Annotated in this window: 20 protein-coding genes, 1 other RNA gene and 1 pseudogene; 12 read left to right on the forward strand and 10 right to left on the reverse strand. The window is 44.9% G+C overall.

From position 1 onward, the window contains the following. Positions 1-95 precede the first annotated feature (95 nt). From smpB to M1E06_RS03595, 3 genes and pseudogenes are all read left to right on the forward strand, one after another. Positions 96-569: an SsrA-binding protein SmpB gene (gene smpB / locus M1E06_RS03585; protein WP_009329604.1), complete on the forward strand. Its 474-nt coding sequence runs from the start codon at positions 96-98 to the stop codon at positions 567-569. Between the two features lie 116 nt (positions 570-685). Then, positions 686-1,041, forward strand: a transfer-messenger RNA (tmRNA) gene (gene ssrA, locus M1E06_RS03590). Positions 1,042-1,154: 113 nt separating this feature from the next. Next, positions 1,155-1,444 (forward strand): annotated as a pseudogene (locus M1E06_RS03595) (peptidoglycan-binding domain-containing protein); the annotation flags it as partial. A gap of 28 nt (positions 1,445-1,472) precedes the next feature. Here the strand turns inward: M1E06_RS03595 and M1E06_RS03600 are convergent. The 4 genes from M1E06_RS03600 to M1E06_RS03615 all read right to left on the reverse strand — a co-directional run bounded on the left by M1E06_RS03600 (position 1,473) and on the right by M1E06_RS03615 (position 4,860). Further along, positions 1,473-1,757: a hypothetical protein gene (locus M1E06_RS03600; RefSeq protein ID WP_003185302.1), complete on the reverse strand. Its 285-nt coding sequence runs from the start codon at positions 1,755-1,757 to the stop codon at positions 1,473-1,475. Between the two features lie 5 nt (positions 1,758-1,762). After that, entirely contained in the window at positions 1,763-3,481 is a 1,719-nt protein-coding gene (locus tag M1E06_RS03605; RefSeq protein WP_020452982.1) for a ribonuclease YeeF family protein, read from the reverse strand. A 283-nt stretch (positions 3,482-3,764) separates the two neighbouring features. Continuing rightward, complete coding sequence (locus M1E06_RS03610) at positions 3,765-4,145, reverse strand: hypothetical protein (RefSeq protein WP_023856311.1); 381 nt, start codon at positions 4,143-4,145, stop codon at positions 3,765-3,767. A gap of 172 nt (positions 4,146-4,317) precedes the next feature. Beyond that, positions 4,318-4,860, reverse strand: coding sequence for a YcxB family protein (locus M1E06_RS03615; RefSeq protein WP_020452980.1), 543 nt, complete (start codon positions 4,858-4,860; stop codon positions 4,318-4,320). A gap of 202 nt (positions 4,861-5,062) precedes the next feature. Here M1E06_RS03615 and M1E06_RS03620 point away from each other — a divergent pair, with 202 nt between their 5' ends. The 3 genes from M1E06_RS03620 (at position 5,063) to M1E06_RS03630 (ending at position 8,766) form a co-directional block, all read left to right on the forward strand. Beyond that, positions 5,063-5,224, forward strand: coding sequence for a hypothetical protein (locus M1E06_RS03620; protein WP_023856310.1), 162 nt, complete (start codon positions 5,063-5,065; stop codon positions 5,222-5,224). 670 nt (positions 5,225-5,894) lie between these two features. Continuing rightward, on the forward strand, positions 5,895-7,442 hold the full coding sequence (locus tag M1E06_RS03625; RefSeq protein ID WP_020452979.1) for a glycoside hydrolase family 43 protein: 1,548 nt from the start codon (positions 5,895-5,897) through the stop codon (positions 7,440-7,442). A gap of 61 nt (positions 7,443-7,503) precedes the next feature. Further along, the gene (locus M1E06_RS03630) at positions 7,504-8,766 is read left to right on the forward strand and encodes a glycoside hydrolase (protein ID WP_035400315.1); all 1,263 of its coding nucleotides are present in this window, start codon (positions 7,504-7,506) and stop codon (positions 8,764-8,766) included. A 176-nt stretch (positions 8,767-8,942) separates the two neighbouring features. Here the strand turns inward: M1E06_RS03630 and M1E06_RS03635 are convergent, their stop codons facing one another. The 5 genes from M1E06_RS03635 to M1E06_RS03655 form a co-directional block, all read right to left on the reverse strand. Next, positions 8,943-10,388: an alpha/beta fold hydrolase gene (locus M1E06_RS03635; protein ID WP_216904439.1), complete on the reverse strand. Its 1,446-nt coding sequence runs from the start codon at positions 10,386-10,388 to the stop codon at positions 8,943-8,945. 148 nt (positions 10,389-10,536) lie between these two features. Further along, complete coding sequence (locus M1E06_RS03640; protein WP_023856306.1) at positions 10,537-11,022, reverse strand: DUF6022 family protein; 486 nt, start codon at positions 11,020-11,022, stop codon at positions 10,537-10,539. A gap of 64 nt (positions 11,023-11,086) precedes the next feature. Continuing rightward, positions 11,087-11,485 carry a YrvL family regulatory protein gene (locus M1E06_RS03645; protein WP_025810753.1) on the reverse strand — a complete coding sequence of 133 codons (399 nt, stop codon included), beginning with the start codon at positions 11,483-11,485 and terminating at the stop codon, positions 11,087-11,089. Between the two features lie 72 nt (positions 11,486-11,557). Next, positions 11,558-12,712, reverse strand: a complete 1,155-nt coding sequence (locus tag M1E06_RS03650) for an oxalate decarboxylase family bicupin (protein ID WP_020452974.1) — start codon at positions 12,710-12,712, stop codon at positions 11,558-11,560. Positions 12,713-12,805: 93 nt separating this feature from the next. Then, positions 12,806-12,955: a YvrJ family protein gene (locus tag M1E06_RS03655; protein ID WP_020452973.1), complete on the reverse strand. Its 150-nt coding sequence runs from the start codon at positions 12,953-12,955 to the stop codon at positions 12,806-12,808. A gap of 156 nt (positions 12,956-13,111) precedes the next feature. Here M1E06_RS03655 and M1E06_RS03660 point away from each other — a divergent pair, with 156 nt between their 5' ends. The 4 genes from M1E06_RS03660 (at position 13,112) to M1E06_RS03675 (ending at position 16,126) form a co-directional block, all read left to right on the forward strand. After that, positions 13,112-13,705, forward strand: coding sequence for a sigma-70 family RNA polymerase sigma factor (locus M1E06_RS03660; protein WP_023856303.1), 594 nt, complete (start codon positions 13,112-13,114; stop codon positions 13,703-13,705). Continuing rightward, entirely contained in the window at positions 13,668-13,886 is a 219-nt protein-coding gene (gene rsoA, locus M1E06_RS03665; RefSeq protein ID WP_031305046.1) for a sigma-O factor regulator RsoA, read from the forward strand. The genes M1E06_RS03660 and rsoA overlap by 38 nt, the downstream gene beginning before the upstream one ends. A 195-nt stretch (positions 13,887-14,081) precedes the next feature. Then, a complete protein-coding gene (gene trhO / locus M1E06_RS03670; RefSeq protein WP_023856301.1) occupies positions 14,082-15,050 on the forward strand; it encodes an oxygen-dependent tRNA uridine(34) hydroxylase TrhO in 969 nt (322 codons plus the stop codon). A gap of 440 nt (positions 15,051-15,490) precedes the next feature. Next, the gene (locus M1E06_RS03675) at positions 15,491-16,126 is read left to right on the forward strand and encodes an FMN-dependent NADH-azoreductase (protein ID WP_020452970.1); all 636 of its coding nucleotides are present in this window, start codon (positions 15,491-15,493) and stop codon (positions 16,124-16,126) included. Between the two features lie 31 nt (positions 16,127-16,157). Here the strand turns inward: M1E06_RS03675 and M1E06_RS03680 are convergent, their stop codons facing one another. After that, the gene (locus tag M1E06_RS03680; protein ID WP_020452969.1) at positions 16,158-17,207 is read right to left on the reverse strand and encodes an oxidoreductase; all 1,050 of its coding nucleotides are present in this window, start codon (positions 17,205-17,207) and stop codon (positions 16,158-16,160) included. Positions 17,208-17,390: 183 nt separating this feature from the next. Between M1E06_RS03680 and M1E06_RS03685 the strand changes: the two genes are divergently transcribed. Both M1E06_RS03685 and M1E06_RS03690 read left to right on the forward strand, forming a co-directional pair. Then, a complete protein-coding gene (locus M1E06_RS03685; RefSeq protein ID WP_025810754.1) occupies positions 17,391-18,569 on the forward strand; it encodes an amidase in 1,179 nt (392 codons plus the stop codon). A 111-nt stretch (positions 18,570-18,680) separates the two neighbouring features. After that, the gene (locus tag M1E06_RS03690) at positions 18,681-19,163 is read left to right on the forward strand and encodes a MarR family transcriptional regulator (protein ID WP_237612058.1); all 483 of its coding nucleotides are present in this window, start codon (positions 18,681-18,683) and stop codon (positions 19,161-19,163) included. Positions 19,164-19,179 lie beyond the last annotated feature (16 nt).

Consider the following 19,179-nt stretch of genomic DNA (forward strand, 5'->3'; position numbering starts at 1 on the left):
GGCGGCGAAATTGTAAGGCGAACGTTCATTTGATAGAATAATACGTATTCGCCGCCCTTTTGAATGTGAGATTGAAGGCGGGAGGAGGTTGCCGTATGCCAAAGGGAGAAGGGAAGGTTGTTTCCCAAAATAAAAAAGCAAATCATGATTATTTTATAGAAGAAACATACGAAACAGGCATCGTGCTTCAAGGTACGGAAATCAAGTCCATTCGCGCCGGACGGGTGAATTTAAAGGACGCGTTCGCCAAAATTGAGCGCGGGGAAGTGTTCCTTCACAATATGCACATCAGCCCGTATGAGCAGGGGAACCGCTACAACCATGATCCGTTGCGGACGAGAAAGCTTTTGATGCACCGCAAGCAGATCAACAAATTGATCGGTTTGACGAAAGAGCAGGGATACTCGCTCGTACCGCTCAAGATTTATTTGAAGAACGGTTTTGCGAAAGTGCTGCTCGGACTCGGAAAAGGGAAGAAGAAATTCGACAAACGCGAAGACTTAAAGCGAAAAGACGCCAAACGTGAAATCGAAAGAGCTTTCCGCGACAGGCAAAAAGGCTTGATCTAAAGCCGGAACCCATGTTATCCTATATGAACGTGATCACAGACATTACCATTTGGAATTGACGCGTGATCTTGTTATAATAGTGATGCAGCCAGTTATCCGACTTCCTTTTCATCCAAGGGGACGTTACGGATTCGACAGGGACGGATCGAGCTTGAGTTGCGAGCCGAGAGGCGATCTCGTAAAAACGCACCTAAATATAACTGGCAAATCTAACCAGAACTTAGCACTAGCTGCCTAATTAGCGCAGCGAGCTCTTGCCCGCATCGCCTATGTGCCGGTTAAGAGCCCATAACGAAGTAGGCTACGCTTGCGCTCCCGTCTGAGAGCGCAGGAAGAGACTTATCAGACTAGCTCTCCGAGGGCCTGCCCGCAGGCACGAAGATGAGCGAAACTAAATATGCAGGGCTACGCTCGTAGACGCTGAAGCAATCGACGTTTCTGGACGTGGGTTCGACTCCCACCGTCTCCACCATACATATGATGGTGGTTTTTTTGTTTTTTGGGGAGTTTTGATGTTTGTGCAAGAGCCTTTGAAAGGCTTAATGAACATGTATGGCGGGTCATCGGTCCTCATATTGCAGCGGAAAAAAAAAGCTTTCCTCGAGCGACAAAAAATCATCCTACACGCTGCCTGCGGGCATCTTTAAGATAAAAAGCCCACTCATGAAAGGAACGGCCGTTCGGCGGATTCAAGAGGCTTTAGCTGCCCTCTATTTCTATCCATACAAAGAGGCAAAGAATAACGACATAGAAATGGCTGCTGCGGGCCGAAAACGGCGAACGCGGTCAAACGGTTCCAGCTGATGTACGAGTTGTCTGCGGATGGTATTTACGGACCGAAAACGAAAGCAAAACTTGAATCACTACTGAAGTAATACAAAAAGGCCTCTAATAAGGGCCTTCTTATCTCCATCTCCAATTTATTTCATTATCATTTTCGTAAATCCCTGGAAGGGATATACCAACCTTTTTTTGCTTTTCATCAATAATAAACCAATTTTCATCATCTAACCATTCTTCACTATACTGTTCAATGGCAAAAGGGTCATCCTCGTTTACTACAGCCTTAAAGAAATCTTTGAACTTTTCCATGTTTTCATTAGGAATGATTGTTCCATACATCCAGACACCTTCAACAGTAGCGCCTTTTATTTCACCCAAGCATTCATTTTTATAATATAGAAGCATATTTATCACTCCTTCGGATGTACTTTGATAAATTGTTTTGGAACTTCACCTTTTACAAAGTATTCAGTGTCTCTTTGAGTCCATTTTAAAGCTTTGTTTTTCCAGTATTCAGACTGTCGAGTATCATTTTTGATTAACCTTTCGATTTGTTTAGGAGATAAAATTACAATATCCTTCACTTCACCAGACCTGATGGCTTTACGGAGAGCAGATATGTCGAGTTCTATTGTATTTTCACCGTATCCCTTTGCAACTTTTTGATTTATTGTAAAACTTGTATATGGGCTGTTGGATTTCCCGCCTTTTCTATATCCTCCAAGGACGTGCTCTGTTACAGTAACCTGACGACCTTGGTACATACCAGTTTTGTTGGCAGGTACAAGATTACCGGTTTCAGGGGAAATATGAGACTTGCCTATGCCGTTTGGTCTTTTAGGCTCATAAGGAAAGTCTTCACCTCTGTAAAGATTAGTGGCCCTACCGTTATGTGAGTTTACACTCAGCACTTTTCCGGCTTTCTGCATACCGAAAGGTGCTATCATTGCGATTGCACGATTTAGGCTATCCTGTCGCTGTTCATCCGAAATCTTATTTCCGAGCATATCCCGTCCGGTGATGGTTTCGCTGAAGCCATTAGCCGCGGCCAGTCCATATAGGCCTTTTTCAGAGTTTTTCAGAGCGTGGAAGGTTTTCGGGGTTTTGTAAGCAGCCAGAGCTTTGTCTACAGTTGTGACTGCTTTTTCGGCCTTGTACATGCTGTATACACCTTTGATCCCTTTTGCACCTTTGCCTAACCAGCCGACAACCGGGATATAGCCGGCCGCACCCATCGCTCCGGCGGCGACTCGCTGGCCATCCGTTAATTTCTCGCCTGTGATCGGGTCAATCCCTTCAGCAGCTCTTTTATAATCATAGTACCCGCTGATTTCTCCTAAAAATGTTCCACCAGCATCAAGCGTTTTTAAATACCAAGGCTTGTTTGCTTCTTCTTCTTGTTTTTCCTGCAGTTGCCGGGCTTCGGCTTGTTCGCTTTTGGAGTCGATGTAATTAGTGGCCTGTTTTTCAACTTCCATCGTATTCTTGTAGATTTCACTGGAATGAAAAGACTTCAAACTAAAATGCATCGGAGCCGCACTTTTTCCATGGCTTGTTGCTTCCATTAGACCGGAATACTTAGCGAGCACTGTATTGTCAAGAGCTTCTAAATTTGAGTATTCGGTTTTTAACGATTCGTCAAGCTTGTTGACAGCATCGATCGTGTTCTGGCGAGTTTCTTGTGCCTTGCCCATTTTATCAATATAGTCATCTAGCGTCCAATTATCCAAGTCAACAATATCGCTTACGCTGGCGATGATCTTATCCATTTCCAGCTTGAGCCCTGAGACGATTTCCGTTGCTTTCAAATCCGCATTTTTCAGCTCATGATCCAGAAAGGAGACTTCCACATATGAATTGGACAGCTTTTGATCTTTAATATCGCCGGAAACCCCTTTAAAAAAAGCGATCTGTGCATCGACAAGCTTGAGCCAACTATCAACGATCTCGGCCTGTCCTCTAAAGAAGTCTTTGATGTTGTCCGCGCCTTTTCCCTCAAAGTCATCACCTAAATCAGCAACGCCCAGAAACGCTTTTTTCAGTGTTTGCAGTTGTTCTTCAAAGGCTTCATATTCTTTCTTACGTTTGTTCGCTGCTTCAATTAAAGAACTCGCTTCAAAGACTTTCATACGTCAAACCCTTTCAAAAGACTTATTCAGAAAAAAGTTTACCACTTTATAGAAAAGAATGGACAATAAATCCTGTGGTTCACTGAAAATGAATCATAATGAAGAGGAAGGAAGAAGGGTGGAGAAAATTAGGCTAAATCGTTCCAATGGTGCGTCAAATACTTGCAACCACTCAGGATCATAATTTTCAAATTCTATAAACTCGAGATTAAAGAACTGTTTTAAAACTTTTTTGACTTTCATCAATCTATTTTATTTTGAATGGTTTCTTGCCGATTGGTCATTAGTTATTATCAAGAAAATCAACTGCTATTCTGTCAACTAATAACTCTACGGGTTTACCTGCCAGATATTTATAATCATTAAAATATCCATTGTCATCATAAATTTTTATTCCTGCATCAATATAATCTTCATGTAGTATTCCGCGTATATAATATCTATAACTATCATCAATTCGTGCTAATTCTTTGATTTCCTTATCTAACTCAAGAAGGTCTGACTGATCTAAAATTGTGAAGCTAATAAAAACAGGATACTCTCTCCCTTCTTCAATGACATAGGGGCAAATAGTTGAAAATCCAGTGAATTCAAATCCGTTTATTTCAAGTGTAACCTCTTCCTCTATATGTGGGTGTAATTTTTTTAGTATTGCATTATTCATTACTATCAACCGCCTTTTATTTATCGACTGGATTCATTATAGGGACATTCTTATTATTAATGGTTTTCTAAAAATAGCATTCTCCTCTGATACATTTGGTTACAATCACTAAAGAATAAAGCTTCCTTTTACGAAATGAAAATGGATATACAAAAAAGAGAAATCCATCTTCTTAAGATTGCAATTTCAATTTTTTGGCCTGCCCATATGTAGTCACAAGCTCTCTGAAAGAATGAAGTTCATTTTCAAATGTGAAAAAGCGTTTCGGTATCAAAATCATCTGGCTGCTTGACGTTTTCATGAGGATGAGGCGTTTATATTCTGTTACTGCTGTCACTTCATACCATTGAAACAACGTATCGAAATTCTTAAATTGAATCTGAATTCCTTGTGGATTGATAGTGTAAGTTCTTTTACGTTTTAGCCGTTCATTTTTCCGATAGACAATTTGCATCCGGATATAAAAAAAACCAATTAAAAGTGAGGTTAATATTATTGAAAGTACAATCATGAGAAGTCCATTCAACAACAATTCGAGTGTTTCACTATGATAAACGGTAATCGGCATCTTCCCATCGACGGAAAACACCCAGACCAACAATAGAAAAATAAGAATAAAATAAAGGAATGCGTATTTTTTAAGCCAATAAAAAAAGAAGTATCTCATATCCTGTAATGTATATTCTCCCTCAAGAAAGACACTGTGTTGGATCATAAGTTTACTGCACCTCAAACCTGTTTTCCTTTAATTTTAGCATAAAGTTTCATTTATTTTCAGAAATTGGCTTTTCTTTGGAATCGGTATAGCAGAGGCACCGTGTAATCGACTTAGGGATCGCTAAAAAAGGATCAGAGGGTATTATGTCGAACTTTGATTGTATATACATTCGAAGGAGCTGACCAAAAGGAGGTCTACCATGCTCATCATTGAATCGCTAATAGGATACGTTTGTTTCTTTACTGTTAATGCCATTTATGATACATACATCAAAAAAGCCAAGACTCCGTTAGGACACTTGGCTTTGATTTCGCTTGTTCAGACTGCGATTGCTTTAAGTCTTTTCTTTATTTTCTCCTGATTATAAGAGGTTGCCGCTTTCCTCAGCGGCACTCAGCTTTTCGATCATTCCTCCGGATTCAGCTCGCTTGTCAAGTCGCCGCCCGTTCCTTAAAAAATCCAAAACATGATGATTTATAATATCTCCGCTTTTCCGTCTTCGGGGAAGCTGTAATGCTCCGCTGATTCAACTTAAACTCTTTTTCTTTCCGCGATTAAGAATCACCTCTAGGCAACGTACGGATGTCTATAAAACAACCCTATTTTCTTTTAGAAAAATGAAATTAGTTCATAAGAATCAATTTTAGATTATGAAAAAGAAATGATAAAAGACACTTAATATGCTTAAAAAATTATGGTAAGTTTTTGAAGGCGCTAAATGTAAAAGTTTGTATGATCAACGCTTATGCAAAACGGTTATTAAATATGAACTACAGGAGGGGATGCGGAGAAAGAAGAGCAAAGCGCCGGCAGATAAATCACCGGTCAGGTTATTGCGGTTGGCCAAGATTCTGAACGCGTTCTTCCGGAAGAGGGCTAGGCCCGGCTTCGCGAAGGAATAGAGCTATGAAAGAAGCTGCTTCAAGATTAGAAATCGCCCCAAAGCCGGATCGCACTTTTCAAAGACAGGGGCTTCTGCCGGAAAAATCGGCAACTCGCCTGATTTTATAGATAAAAGGAGGATGTTGGTTATGAAAATGAAGTGCGGTGCATGTTTATTGGTTCTTGTGCTATTCATGAGCTGTATACCTGGGAAATCTGTACTTGCTGCCAGCACAACCATTGCAAAACATGTAGGGAATTCTAACCCGCTTATAGACCATCATTTAGGAGCGGATCCCTTTGCGCTGACCTATAACGGAAGAGTCTACATCTATATGTCCAGTGACGATTATGAATATAACAGCAACGGAACGATTAAGGATAATTCATTTGCCAATTTGAACAAAGTGTTCGTCATCTCTTCAGCGGATATGGTGAACTGGACAGATCACGGAGCCATTCCGGTGGCAGGTGCCAACGGGGCTAATGGCGGCCGGGGGATTGCGAAATGGGCAGGCGCGTCCTGGGCCCCGTCAGTCGCAGTTAAAAAGATAAATGGTAAGGATAAATTCTTCCTTTACTTTGCAAACGGCGGCGGAGGTATCGGGGTCCTCACCGCAGACAGCCCGACCGGGCCGTGGACAGATCCGATTGGAAAAGCGTTGGTTACAATAAGTACACCGGGAATGTCCGGCGTTGTTTGGCTATTTGATCCGGCAGTGTTCGTAGATGACGATGGCACCGGTTATCTGTATGCCGGTGGAGGCATCCCCGGCGGTTCAAATCCAACGCAGGAGCAATGGGCAAATCCTAAAACAGCACGAGTCATAAAATTGGGGAACGATATGACCAGCGTTGTTGGAAGCGCGTCTGTGATTGATGCGCCTTTCATGTTTGAAGACTCGGGAATTCATAAACATAACGGAAAATATTACTATTCCTATTGCATCAATTTCAGCGGTGTGCACCCGGCCAATATACCACCGGGTGAAATCGGCTACATGACCAGCTCAAGTCCCATGGGGCCCTTTACGTATAGAGGGCATTTCCTGAAAAATCCGGGTGCATTCTTCGGGGCTGGCGGAAACAACCATCATGCTGTTTTCAATTTTAAAAACGAGTGGTATGTGGTGTACCATGCTCAAACTGTCAGTTTCGCTTTGTTCGGAGCCGGCAAAGGATACCGTTCTCCCCATATCAATAAGCTGGTCCATCTTGCAAACGGGTCCATTCAAGAGGTGGCGGCAAATTACAGGGGAGTGTCTCAGCTTGCCAATTTGAATCCGTATAACCGGGTAGAAGCTGAAACGTTTGCCTGGAATGGACGCATTTTGACGGAGAAATCCTCAGCACCCGGCGGACCGGAAAATAATCAAAACGTAACAAGCATTCATAACGGAGACTGGATTGCTGTAGGAAATGCTGACTTCGGCACGCGCGGAGCGAGGACATTTAAAGCCAATGTCGCTTCCACTGCAGGCGGTAAAATTGAAGTCCGTCTCGACAGTGTAACAGGTAAGCTTGTGGGAACTCTGAATGTACCTTCCACAGGCGGAGCGCAGACTTGGAGAGAAATAGAAACCACTGTGAGCGGCGCAACCGGTGTTCACAACGTCTATTTTGTATTTACCGGAAACAGTTCAGGCAACTTGTTTAATTTTGATTACTGGCAGTTTACACAAAATGAGCACCGGTAACAGCAAAAAGGTGGTCTCAGAAGGGTTTTCATATACCACAACAATGAGAGGATGAAAGCATATGAAAAAATTAATTTGTGTATTGTTGGCATATGTAACGATGCTGTCGCTCATGTTAACCGGGCCTGCCGCTTCTGAAGTTTCAGCAGCCAGTGACGCAACAGTTCGTCTATCTGCAGAAAAACAAGTGATTCGCGGTTTTGGAGGGATGAATCACCCGGCTTGGATCGGGGATCTTACAGCAGCTCAAAGAGAAACCGCCTTTGGCAATGGACAGAATCAGTTAGGCTTTTCAATTTTAAGAATTCATGTTGATGAAAATAGAAACAATTGGTACAGAGAAGTGGAGACGGCAAAGAGTGCGATCAAACACGGAGCAATCGTTTTTGCTTCTCCCTGGAATCCGCCAAGCGATATGGTTGAGACTTTCAATCGGAATGGAGACACATCAGCTAAACGGCTGAGATACGATAAGTACGCCGCATACGCGAAGCATCTTAACGACTTTGTTACCTTCATGAAAAATAATGGCGTGAATCTGTATGCGATTTCCGTCCAAAACGAGCCTGATTACGCACACGACTGGACGTGGTGGACACCGCAAGAAATACTTCGCTTTATGAAAGAGAACGCCGGCTCGATTAATGCCCGTGTCATCGCGCCTGAGTCGTTTCAATACTTAAAAAATATATCGGATCCGATTTTGAATGATCCGAAGGCGCTTGCCAATATGGATATTCTTGGCGCTCATCTTTATGGTACACAGCTTAACAATTTCGCTTATCCACTGTTCAAACAAAAAGGAGCAGGAAAAGATCTTTGGATGACGGAAGTATATTATCCGAACAGTGACAATAATTCTGCGGACCGCTGGCCTGAGGCATTGGATGTTTCGCACCATATTCACAATTCGATGGTAGAGGGAGATTTTCAGGCTTATGTATGGTGGTACATCCGCAGATCATACGGTCCTATGAAAGAAGACGGTACGATCAGCAAGCGCGGTTACAATATGGCTCATTTCTCGAAGTTTGTCCGTCCCGGTTATGTCAGGGTTGATGCGACAAAGAGCCCCGCTTCAAACGTTTACGTATCTGCCTATAAAGGTGACAACAAAGTCGTTATAGTTGCCATTAATAAAAACAACTCAGGGGTTAACCAAAACTTCGTTCTGCAGAATGGATCTGTTTCTCAAGTATCCAGATGGATCACGAGCAGCAGCAGCAACCTTCAACCTGGAACGAATCTCAATGTAACAGACAATCATTTTTGGGCGCATCTTCCGGCTCAGAGTGTGACAACATTTGTCGCTAACCTCCGCTAATATTAACGACGCCGCGCATGAAGCGGAGTTACAAGCCGCACACTTCCGATATGCCGGGCTTAGCGGCCATTTAGTGAAAAGGCATACGAAAAATATTTAGTTCTCGCAATCCAGGGTGTATCTGTTAATGAGACAAAGAGGGTGCCGCCGCCGGCACCCTTTCTGTCGTTTTCGGTTTATTCCTTCGGAAACTTCACCTCCGGATATGACGGATTCGGCTTGCTGATCAAGCCGCCGCCGGTTTCTTTTAAATGCTTGTTGAAAAAATCCAAAACGTACCGGTTCACGATATCCGCGCTTCGTTCGCCGTCGATGTCGCCCGTCATGCCGAGCTGCTTCAAAAGTTTTGAATAAAGCTGCAAGTCGGTGAAGTTGTAATGCTCCGTTCCTTCAATATACACCATTGACGCTTGATCAATGATTTTGTATTCCTTTTTTCGTTCCTCAATCATCTTGTTGAATTCTTCTTTCGTTAAACCCGAATTTTTGATTTCTTCATCAGAAATTTTTCCGCTGAGCGCCTTGTCTTTAATGTTCATAAAGCTGCTCGATTCCATGAATAGAAACGGCTTTGAAATCGCCTGCTTGCCGTTGACATTGTACAGTGAACCGTCCATGTTGATTCCAGCTTTAATTTTGGGATTTGAATATGCGGCGTTAAACGCCGTGGCGCCGCCGAATGAGTGACCCATCATCCCGATGTTGTCCATATCGAGTTTTCCCTTAAAGGCATCGCGATTCAGCTGATCCAACTGATTGATGACAAAGTCGGCGTCCTGCGTCCAAATGTTCCCGAGCTTGCTGCTGTTTTCGGAAACTCCATTCATATATCGCTCGGTTGTTAAGCCTGTCATCCGTCCGTCTGGAAAAGCCGTTGCCATCGTACTGTACGTATGATCGATCGCCACTGCGACAAACCCATGGCTTGCCAGATGTTCGGCTTGGGAAGTGTGCAGCAGCCGGCTTGTTCCGAAGCCGTGGCTGATTACGACGACTGGATATCGGGCTTCAGCTGATGAGATCGCAACGTTTTCGTATGAGTTTGTTTTGATGTAGCGCCAATAGTCCAAAGCAAACGGGGGAAGACCGAATCCATCTGCGAACTTCTCGATATATTCGTGAAATGTGCTTGCGTCTTCGGGAAAGAGAGGTGCCCGTTTCTGTCCATGCAAACCTTGGGCGGGGTACCATACTTGGATCATCAGTTCTCTTTTATCGTGCGGATTTTTTGTCAGCGTTTCTTCTCTGTCGCGGTCGGTCAAATGAAACGTCTTCGTCCCGACAGAATAAGCGCCGTCAGGCTTAGGCAAATCGAAGACGGGCAGGTATACAGACAGGAAGACGGAGATTGCCAGCATGGCGAATGTTAGAACATACAAGCCATATTTCAGCGGCTTCCACATCTTGATTTGAAGCCTTTTACCGAAGATCGCGATAAAGGCGAGGGCGGCGGAGATCAGATAGATCAAAACCATTTGCCATCTGTATCCCTCAAAAAAAAGCTGTCCCGCCAACACGCCAATACTCGCAAATCCGGCTGCCGCCGCAAGCTTTCTCGGCATTTTTTGCTGAAACAGCATGACAAAAGACAGGAGTGTTAATAATATTTCGAAAGTTCTCATGATTTTCTCCCTTATGTAAGATGTTGGTGGTCTTATACATAACGAATGTGTGGTTTGATTGGTTGCAAAAATATTCCTTGTTCTGCATTAAAAAAACCGCCGGGTTACCCAGCGGTTGCAGCTTATGATGTTGTGGGGTCGCTATCAGCTAGTTTTCCTTTATCTGTTTCACGTGAGCGACAATTCTGTCTCTCTCTGTTTCCTCCAATGTGTAAATCTTCGGAGAAAGAGGCACGTCAAACCCGGCGTGAGAGTGAAAAAAGTCAAAGAGCAGCGTCCCGGCAGGCTTTTCTTGCTGATCGGAGATGACAGCCCAAAACACCCGTGAGCGGCAGTCGTCAGCTCCCCATTTTTCCATGGACTGTCTAAAGTTTAAGCCTTTTCCGATGAAAAAATCACCTTTTCCCGCATCTTGAATCGTTGTAAAGCCGGACTGTTCGAGACTTTCAAATACAGGAGGCAGCAGGTGGTCCAAGTAGACGCCGTAAGTCGCGTCTTCCAATTCGGGAAACACCTTTAAAAGCGCTTCGCGATGATCGTCAAGCGTTTGTTTCCAATTGGCGGCGACATAGCTTTGCACCTGTTCGCCGATTTCTTTGATCGACATGTCGGGTCTAAAACGTACCTTATACAAGAACGAAAACCTCCTTTTGATTACTTGAAATCCATTATATAACATTCTCCTGCACAGTGGATTCTCAATATAAGAGCGAACCGGACCTCTGCCGTGGATAAAGGATTTTATCAATGGTAAAAAACGAAACGGCAATCATGATTTCCGCCGAAGAGGTCAGCAGAACGTCGTCCAGCAATTCGTCCGCTGTAAAAATCGCGGCCCATAAACATCCGATCGTGAGCATTTCGGCTGCAAAAAACGTGATCCGCCGATTGATGCCCAGCAGCTTCATACTGTGGATGAGCAGCTTTTCAGCCGGTTCCAGGACAAAGGTCAGTGCGGTATAACAAAGCGTAAACAAAAGCAGGGACCCGACAGTTTGGTAAAATGCGCCCGGCAGATGAAACAGGATCGAAATGCCGAGAAAGTGGGCGAAAAAAACGAACATTACCGATAAGCAGCAAATAACGAAATGTTTCATGATACAACTCCTTTTAAATATGTACACAGCAGCCGAAGGCCTGCAGGATATGTCTCCTGCAAGCCTGGCTGGTTATTTCTTATCAAATTTCACGACCGGATGCTTTTCTTTAGAGAGCATGTTTGTAAACTCGCTGCCGACGTCGAGGTGCTGGCGGACAAGCTCTTCCGGAACGAGCGCGAGCCATTGGTTTAACGAAACGTCAGCATAGTGGTCGTCTTTGAAGATTTCGAGGAAGCGAAGCGGTTCGTCTCCTGTATTTTGGACGTAGTGTCCCATTGCAAACGGCACATAGCCGACATCTCCGGCCTGGTAGTTAAATGTTCTGGCATGCCCGTCGGACGCGAAAACGGTCATTTTCGCTTGTCCGGAAATATAATACTGCCATTCGTCTGTATTCGGATGCCAGTGCAGCTCCCGGATGCCTCCAGGTTCGACTTCCACCAGCGCAGAAGCGATTGTTTTCGACGCTTTGAAATTCGTGGAATCGGCAATCCATACTTTACCGCCGCTAGATACGATCGGTTCCTGTTCAAGCAAATTGTAGCTGAAAGATTGAGGCACCGTTCCGTTCGGGCTTTCGACTTTGTCTTTCTCAAGACATCCAGGGATCACTTCTTGGAAAATATACTTTTCTTTATCTGGAAGAGATGCTACGACGTCTTTTGAAATGCCGAAGTTTGCGGCAATTACCTCATCAGGCGTATGGGCCAGCCAATCTGTCACCTGGAAGGTGCTGTTTTCAGAGAAAGAACCGTCATCGAAGACGAGCAGGAATTCGCAGCCGTCTTCAAGCGCTTGGATTGAATGCGGCAGACCTGACGGGAAGTACCAGAGATCTCCTTCTTTCACATCTTCAATAAAATTTCTGCCGTCTTGGTCAACAGACGTAATCCGTGCTTTTCCGTACAGCATATATGCCCATTCGGCTTCCTTATGCCAGTGAAGTTCCCTGATGGCTCCAGGTTTCAGCCTCATGTTGACAGAGGCAAGCTTGTCTGAAATCGGCAGCTCGCGAACGGTGACTTCCCGTGCATATCCGCCTTTTTCGAGTCGGTTATGGACATCGGAAAATGAAAATTTCATGTTTGACACCGTTCCGTGGTCGGTTTCCGGCGGCGCAAGCATGTCCGGATTTTGGCGATCGCGCTCAACGTTATGCGGAATTTTCGTTTCCGCTCCTTTTTCTCCTCTGATCGGCTGTGGAATTGATTTGTTTTTTTCCATGTGATATCCCCTCTTTCTCAAAATGTAAAGGAGAGCTGAAAGGCCTTTCGTTTTCCCCTTCTGTCATGTTAAGTGAAAAAAGTGAGGCCGATGTCAATCATCGGTGTCACTTTTTTCTTTGATCAATTCGATCAGTTCATCGATTTTCTTTTCAAAACGCGTCAGCAGGTAAATTGCCAATACAGCCGGAAAGCCGACATTGCCGATTTGTTTCGCTGCTTCCTCAATGAATGCACTGTCCATTCTTACCACCTCCTATGTTAAGAAGTGAAGAAAGTCTGAAAAATGTAAGCAAAGAACTATTTTCTCTGAATGGGAACTTATGTTTGCATGTAATAAGAAGAGATGAGTTTACTTTTTTTACATTTCTTTCATCTAAATAAATAGGAGGCGGTTTTTATGATTGATCAAACGTTACTGCGTGCGAAAATCAAGGAAATCACAGGGCATCCGCTTGTGAAGCATTTTTTGAGCAACCCCCGGTATGAGCGGCTTTTCAACCACGTTTTGGAACATCCGGATTCTGAAGAGGCAGAGTGTCTCGATCGCGAATTTAAGCGGTTTTACAAAAACATCCGCATGATCAAATACATCAACTCGATGATCCGGATTTTCTCCGTCGACTTTGATAAAAGAGTCCGGAAAAATCGAGAGCGTTTTCCATTGATGATCGACGACAGTCCGACTTTGCCCGAGCCGCCCCGAGGGGACCTGTTAGACGATGTCTTGGAACAGGAAGAGGATTTTAGTGAACATCTGCAAGACCCGATGCTTTATGAAGCGTTTTTGCAATTGACGGACAAGCAGAAAAAAGTGCTTGCGCAAATTTACATTCACGGGGTATCCATGCAGGAAATGGCTGACTCTTTGGGAGAATCAAGGCAAAATATTTCAAGAATTCATAAAAGGGCACTCGAAAAGATAAGAGAGCTGCTGAATTCTAAAGCAGAGGGGAATGATAACAGTGAGTCTGCACGACGAAAAAGAGATTGAGAAATTGCTGGAAAATTTCACGCCGATGATCAAAAGCAAATTAAACAACACATCCTATCAAGAGAGGGAGGATCTTGAACAGGAGCTGAAGATGAAAATTTGCGAAAAAGCGGAGATGCTTTTATGTCAAGAAGTTCCTGGGTTTTGGGAGTTTATAACAGAATTGCTGAAAGTCCTTTAACCTGAGTTGTTTTGCTTGCGTAAAACGGCCGGAAGTGTTAAAATTTCTAGCATTTGATTAAGGGAATGTTCAAGCAGCTTCATTGAAATCATGGTGATGATTTGTTTTAATATGAACAAAGGTTTGATAAAATAAATGGATGGATATTCCATTTTTCTCCTATAAAAACATGCATCAGATAGGTGGTAAGATATCATGAAAAATCAATACCGAGTATTGTTGTATTATAAATATGTTCTTATCGACAACCCCGAGCAATTTGCCGAAGATCACCTCAAGTTCTGCAAAGATTTGGGCCTGAAAGGGCGCATCCTTGTGGCGGGTGAAGGAATAAACGGAACCGTGTCAGGAACCGTAGAGCAGACAGACCGCTATATGAGTGAAATGAAAAACGATCCCCGCTTTGAAGATATGGTGTTTAAAATCGATGAATCAGAAGGGCACGCTTTCAAAAAAATGCATGTCCGCCATCGCGATGAGCTTGTGACGCTCCGTCTGGAAGATGATATCGATCCGAATGAATTAACGGGAAAATACCTTGAGCCAAAAGAATTTTATGAGGCGATGCAGCGGGAAGATACGATTGTCGTCGACGCACGGAACGACTATGAGTACGATTTGGGACATTTCCGCGGCGCGGTCAGACCGGACATTAAAGCGTTCCGCGAATTGCCTGAATGGATCCGTGATAACAAAGAAAAGCTCGAAGGCAAGAAAATATTGACTTACTGCACGGGCGGTATCCGCTGCGAAAAATTTTCGGGATGGCTGAAAAAAGAAGGATTTGAAGACGTGTCCCAGCTTCACGGCGGGATTGTGACGTATGGAAAAGACCCTGAAGTTCAAGGTGAACTGTGGGACGGGCAGTGCTATGTTTTCGATGAAAGAATCAGCGTTCCGGTCAACCAGAAAGAGCATGTCATCGTCGGCAAGGATTATTTCACCGGCGAGCCTTGCGAGCGCTATGTCAACTGCGCCAACCCTGAATGCAACAAGCAGATCATCTGCTCTGAAGAAAATGAACACCGCTATTTGCGGGGCTGCACGCACGAGTGCCGGGTTCATTCGCGCAACCTGTATGTCAAAGAGCACGGCCTTTCAGAAGAAGAGGTGCAAGAGAGACTCGAAAAGCTGGAAGAAGAGGGGCATACAACGCAGTCATAAAAGCTGTATATAAAAGTATCATCTAAAAAACGAAGATGCCGCAAGCATCTAAGAAATGGCATTGCTCCTGCAAGGGAGTCTGCTTTCGTTTTGAATGGAGGAACGCCTTGACCTGAAAAATCGAGGCGTTCCTTTTTTTATTCGTAAATTGCAAGCAGAATGAAAGTATTTGCAGGCGATCAGACTGCTAAACGAAAGTATCAATTAAAGCTTTTGATCCAGCAGCTAGTGCAAAAATGCGAAACAGGCGATCAGCAATATGTGCAAACTGCGTCGTAAAACTTCCGTATGGGAAGTTTGCATCCTGTCTGCGAGCTATTCCCGGCTATACGTTTTTGGACCGGCGGATGATTCCAGCATAAGCCGAGTTTTTCTGAATATTTGCCTGAAAACGTCCCATACTATCCAATAACAATACAAAAAGGCAGGTAGCAAAAGAGATGACAAAAACCCTTTACATTACCGCTCACCCGCATGACGAAAGGGCATCATACAGCATGGCGGCGGGAAAAGCTTTTATCGAATCTTACAAAGAAGCTCATCCGGATGATGAAGTCATACATCTTGATCTTTACAAGGAGAACATTCCGCAGATTGATGCGGATGTTTTCAGCGGCTGGGGAAAATTGCAGTCGGGATCGGGATTTGAACAGCTTTCTGAACACGAAAAGGCAAAAGTCGGCCGTTTGAATGAGCTAAGCGAGCAATTTATCGCGGGAGACAAATACGTGTTTGTCACGCCGCTTTGGAATTTCTCTTTTCCGCCGGTGATGAAAGCGTACTTTGATGCGGTCGCTGTAGCGGGAAAGACGTTTAAATATACCGAACAGGGACCGATCGGGCTGTTAACCGATAAAAAAGCCCTGCACATCCAGGCGAGAGGCGGCTACTATTCAGAAGGGCCGGCTGCGGAACTTGAGATGGGGCACCGCTATATCAGCATCATGATGCAGTTTTTCGGAGTGCCGGAATTTGAAGGTTTATTTATAGAAGGGCATAATGCAGAGCCGGATAAAGCCGAAGAAATTAAACGAAATGCAATTGCCCGCGCCAAAGAATTGGGCCGGACCTTTTGAAAAAACCGCGGACGTGATCCGCGGTTTTATTTTATTTGTGTAAGAACACCGTTTGATTCGTTTCGCTGCTTTTTTGCGCGGCTTCGATGATGCGGATGACGTCGCGTCCTTCTTCAGCCGTGACAGGCAGGCTGCCGCCTTCAAGAATACTTGAAGCAAGCTGCTTGTAATAGGTTAAGTATGAACCCGGGATGCTTTCCACTGTTTCCTTAATGACCTCGTCACCTTCGACTGTGGCCAGTTCCCCGTAATATTTGGGTTGATCGGCTCCCCACTCATCGCCTGCAGGTTTTTGACCCGCTCTGAGTGCATCCTCCTGGCCGTCGATACCATACTTAATAAAGCTTCCTTTTGAACCGTGGATTTGGTAGCGGGGACCGTTGGCCGGAACAATCGAACCCGAGTGGAGAATCACTTGGCGCTGATCATAGTGAAGGACGACATGGAAGTAATCGTCTGTTTCCGCATTGGCTCTTTGAGCGGTCACTTGAGCGGTGACACTGTTTGGCATGCCGAATAAATGAAGAGCCTGATCGATCAGGTGTGAACCCAAATCGTACAGTGCGCCTGAGCCCGGTCCTTTCTGCTCTCTCCAGCGCTGTCTGACATTCGGCCGGAACCGGTCGTAGGAGGCGTGGAATGTGTTAACCTCTCCGAGGCGCCCTTCTTTGATGAGCTGTTTGATCGTCAAAAAGTCGTTATCCCATCTTCGGTTGTGGTAGACGCTGAGAAGCACCCCTTTTTCTTTCGCGGCATTGATGAGCTTTTCAGCTTCTTCCGCTGTTGCCGTCATCGGTTTTTCCAGGACGACATGCTTTCCGGCGCGGATGCACTCTTTCGCCATTTCGTAATGAAGGCCGCTCGGCGTGGTCACGATGACGAGATCAATGTCAGGGTCATTTGTGATGTCTTCGATCGAGCTGACGGCTTCTGTTTCGGGGAGGTCTTGTTTGACTTGTTCTTTTCTTGAAGTCATCACCTTTCGAATCTCAAAATCTTCTAACACAGATAATAAAGGCGCATGAAACACCGAACCTGACAAACCGTATCCTAATATTCCTGTGCGAACCTTGTTCACCATTCATTCTCCTCTCCCATGTTCGTTTTTAATATGTAATTAACACACCTTTATTTTACCCTGTTTGCCTATAGGAACAAACCTAAAGACCTTTTTCAACCGGAGAATGGAAGATTTTGTCACAATTTTGTTCAATTTGAAGAGGTGTCCGGTTATCGTTAAAAACAAAAAGAGGGGATTTTGAAAATGGAGTATGATTGGGGCGCTTTTATGAACAAGGATTTGGCTGTCGAGCCGGCATCAGCTGAAGGAAGCTTGAAAAACCTTTCGTTTGCGGTAAAGGATGTGTTTGCGGTAGAAGGCCATACAAATGCGGCGGGAAATCCTGATTGGCTGAGGACGCACGAACCTGCCGAAAAAAACGCGGAAGCCGTTGACTTGCTGCTGCGTGAAGGGGCAAGGCTTAAAGGTGCTGCTCACACGGATGAGCTGATGTACAGCCTTGACGGAGAAAATGTCCATTATGGTACGCCAGTCAATCCTTGTGCCAAGGACAACATTCCTGGAGGATCTTCAAGCGGTTCGGCCGTGGCGGCAGCTTCCGGCATGGCCGATTTTGCCCTTGGAACAGACACCGGAGGGTCTGTCAGAATCCCTTCTTCCTACTGCGGAATTTTCGGATTTCGGCCGACGCACGGCGAGGTGCCGGTTAATGGAGTCATACCGCTGGCGAAAAGCTTTGACACTGTCGGATGGATGTCAAAAGATATCGGAATTCTTCATGCGGCAGGCCGCGTCCTGCTTAGCGGACAGGAGGAGGCAGGGGCCTGTTTCAAGCGGATTTATTTTGAAAAAGAGGCGTGGAGCCTGCTTGAAGAAAGCGACCGGACACAAGTATACGCTCATGCATTAGGCCTGATAGACGGCGAATTCGACTGGTGCATTGCCGCTGACGGAGGCCTCGCGGAATGGGCGGAGATGTTCAAGTTGCTGCAGGGTCTGGATATTTGGGAGGAGCATGGAGCTTGGATCGAGCGCACAAATCCAGTGTTCGGCTCTGGAATCGCAGAAAGATTTGAATGGACGTCAAGTCTTAGGAAAAGCGATCATGAGCATGTGTTTATGAAAAGAGAAGCGGTGAAAAGGAGACTGTCGGAATGGCTCGCGGAAGACGGCTTACTCGTCATTCCAACTGCTCCCGGCACGCCGCCGCTCCGCGGGCTGCCGGAAAACGAATTACATGAGAGAAGGGCGCGCACGATGAAACTGACGTGTATTGCCGGGCTTGGCGGGCTTCCGCAGATCACCGTTCCGTTACCGGCAAAAAACGGCGAGCCTTTGGGGCTTTCATTCATCGCCGGCCGCAAACAGGACCTGAAGCTTCTGGCTTGGACTGAAAAGCACGTGTTATCTCTTCAAGTATGAGGGAAGCATATGCTGCGGATCTTTTCTGCATCATATGCTTTTTGCTTGCTTTAATTATTGTTAACTGGTAAACTATTAAATGGTTAACCGGTTAACGATGATGGAAAGGATATGATGATCGTGGAAAACAAGACGTATGAGCAAGCATTTCAAGCCGTTCAGGATTTTATTCTCAAAAGAGAAAAGCGGGCTCAGCATGAACAGCAGGCGCTCGCAAAGGAAGCTTTTCAAGAAGACGACAGCATCCGGAAGCATTGGACACTGACCCAGCTTCACATTATCTCGCTTATCAGCGAAAACGAGGCAGACGTCAACAACGCTTTCCTAGCAGCAAAACTTCAAATATCAAAAGCGGCAGTGACAAAAGCGGTCAATGTGCTTACAAAGCACGGGATGATCGAATCGCACAAAAAACCGAACAACAACAAAGAATTGTATTACAGATTAACAGACGAGGGGAAGAAACTGGCCGACATTCATGACAGGATGCACGAAATTGCAAAGCAGCGCTATATCGAGCTGTTTGAGCGGTTTTCCGAATCCGAGCTGGAAACCGTCATCCGCTTTTTAAACGAATGGTCAAAACACATTTAATCAAGAGGAGCAGCGA

Source organism: Bacillus sp. AK124 (assembly GCF_053903085.1).

Excerpts from the sequence above, each read along its gene's own strand:
- M1E06_RS03655 (WP_020452973.1), bottom strand. The coding sequence starts at position 12,955 with ATGGACAGTGCATTCATTGAGGAAGCAGCGAAACAAATCGGCAATGTC.
- M1E06_RS03660 (WP_023856303.1), top strand. The coding sequence starts at position 13,112 with ATGATTGATCAAACGTTACTGCGTGCGAAAATCAAGGAAATCACAGGG.
- M1E06_RS03600 (WP_003185302.1), bottom strand. The coding sequence starts at position 1,757 with ATGCTTCTATATTATAAAAATGAATGCTTGGGTGAAATAAAAGGCGCT.
- M1E06_RS03690 (WP_237612058.1), top strand. The coding sequence starts at position 18,681 with ATGATGATCGTGGAAAACAAGACGTATGAGCAAGCATTTCAAGCCGTT.
- rsoA (WP_031305046.1), top strand. The coding sequence starts at position 13,668 with ATGATAACAGTGAGTCTGCACGACGAAAAAGAGATTGAGAAATTGCTG.
- M1E06_RS03650 (WP_020452974.1), bottom strand. The coding sequence starts at position 12,712 with ATGGAAAAAAACAAATCAATTCCACAGCCGATCAGAGGAGAAAAAGGA.
- smpB (WP_009329604.1), top strand. The coding sequence starts at position 96 with ATGCCAAAGGGAGAAGGGAAGGTTGTTTCCCAAAATAAAAAAGCAAAT.
- M1E06_RS03625 (WP_020452979.1), top strand. The coding sequence starts at position 5,895 with ATGAAAATGAAGTGCGGTGCATGTTTATTGGTTCTTGTGCTATTCATG.
- M1E06_RS03645 (WP_025810753.1), bottom strand. The coding sequence starts at position 11,485 with ATGAAACATTTCGTTATTTGCTGCTTATCGGTAATGTTCGTTTTTTTC.
- M1E06_RS03635 (WP_216904439.1), bottom strand. The coding sequence starts at position 10,388 with ATGAGAACTTTCGAAATATTATTAACACTCCTGTCTTTTGTCATGCTG.
- M1E06_RS03605 (WP_020452982.1), bottom strand. The coding sequence starts at position 3,481 with ATGAAAGTCTTTGAAGCGAGTTCTTTAATTGAAGCAGCGAACAAACGT.
- M1E06_RS03675 (WP_020452970.1), top strand. The coding sequence starts at position 15,491 with ATGACAAAAACCCTTTACATTACCGCTCACCCGCATGACGAAAGGGCA.
- M1E06_RS03680 (WP_020452969.1), bottom strand. The coding sequence starts at position 17,207 with ATGGTGAACAAGGTTCGCACAGGAATATTAGGATACGGTTTGTCAGGT.
- M1E06_RS03610 (WP_023856311.1), bottom strand. The coding sequence starts at position 4,145 with ATGAATAATGCAATACTAAAAAAATTACACCCACATATAGAGGAAGAG.
- M1E06_RS03630 (WP_035400315.1), top strand. The coding sequence starts at position 7,504 with ATGAAAAAATTAATTTGTGTATTGTTGGCATATGTAACGATGCTGTCG.
- M1E06_RS03615 (WP_020452980.1), bottom strand. The coding sequence starts at position 4,860 with ATGATCCAACACAGTGTCTTTCTTGAGGGAGAATATACATTACAGGAT.
- M1E06_RS03685 (WP_025810754.1), top strand. The coding sequence starts at position 17,391 with ATGGAGTATGATTGGGGCGCTTTTATGAACAAGGATTTGGCTGTCGAG.
- M1E06_RS03620 (WP_023856310.1), top strand. The coding sequence starts at position 5,063 with ATGCTCATCATTGAATCGCTAATAGGATACGTTTGTTTCTTTACTGTT.
- trhO (WP_023856301.1), top strand. The coding sequence starts at position 14,082 with ATGAAAAATCAATACCGAGTATTGTTGTATTATAAATATGTTCTTATC.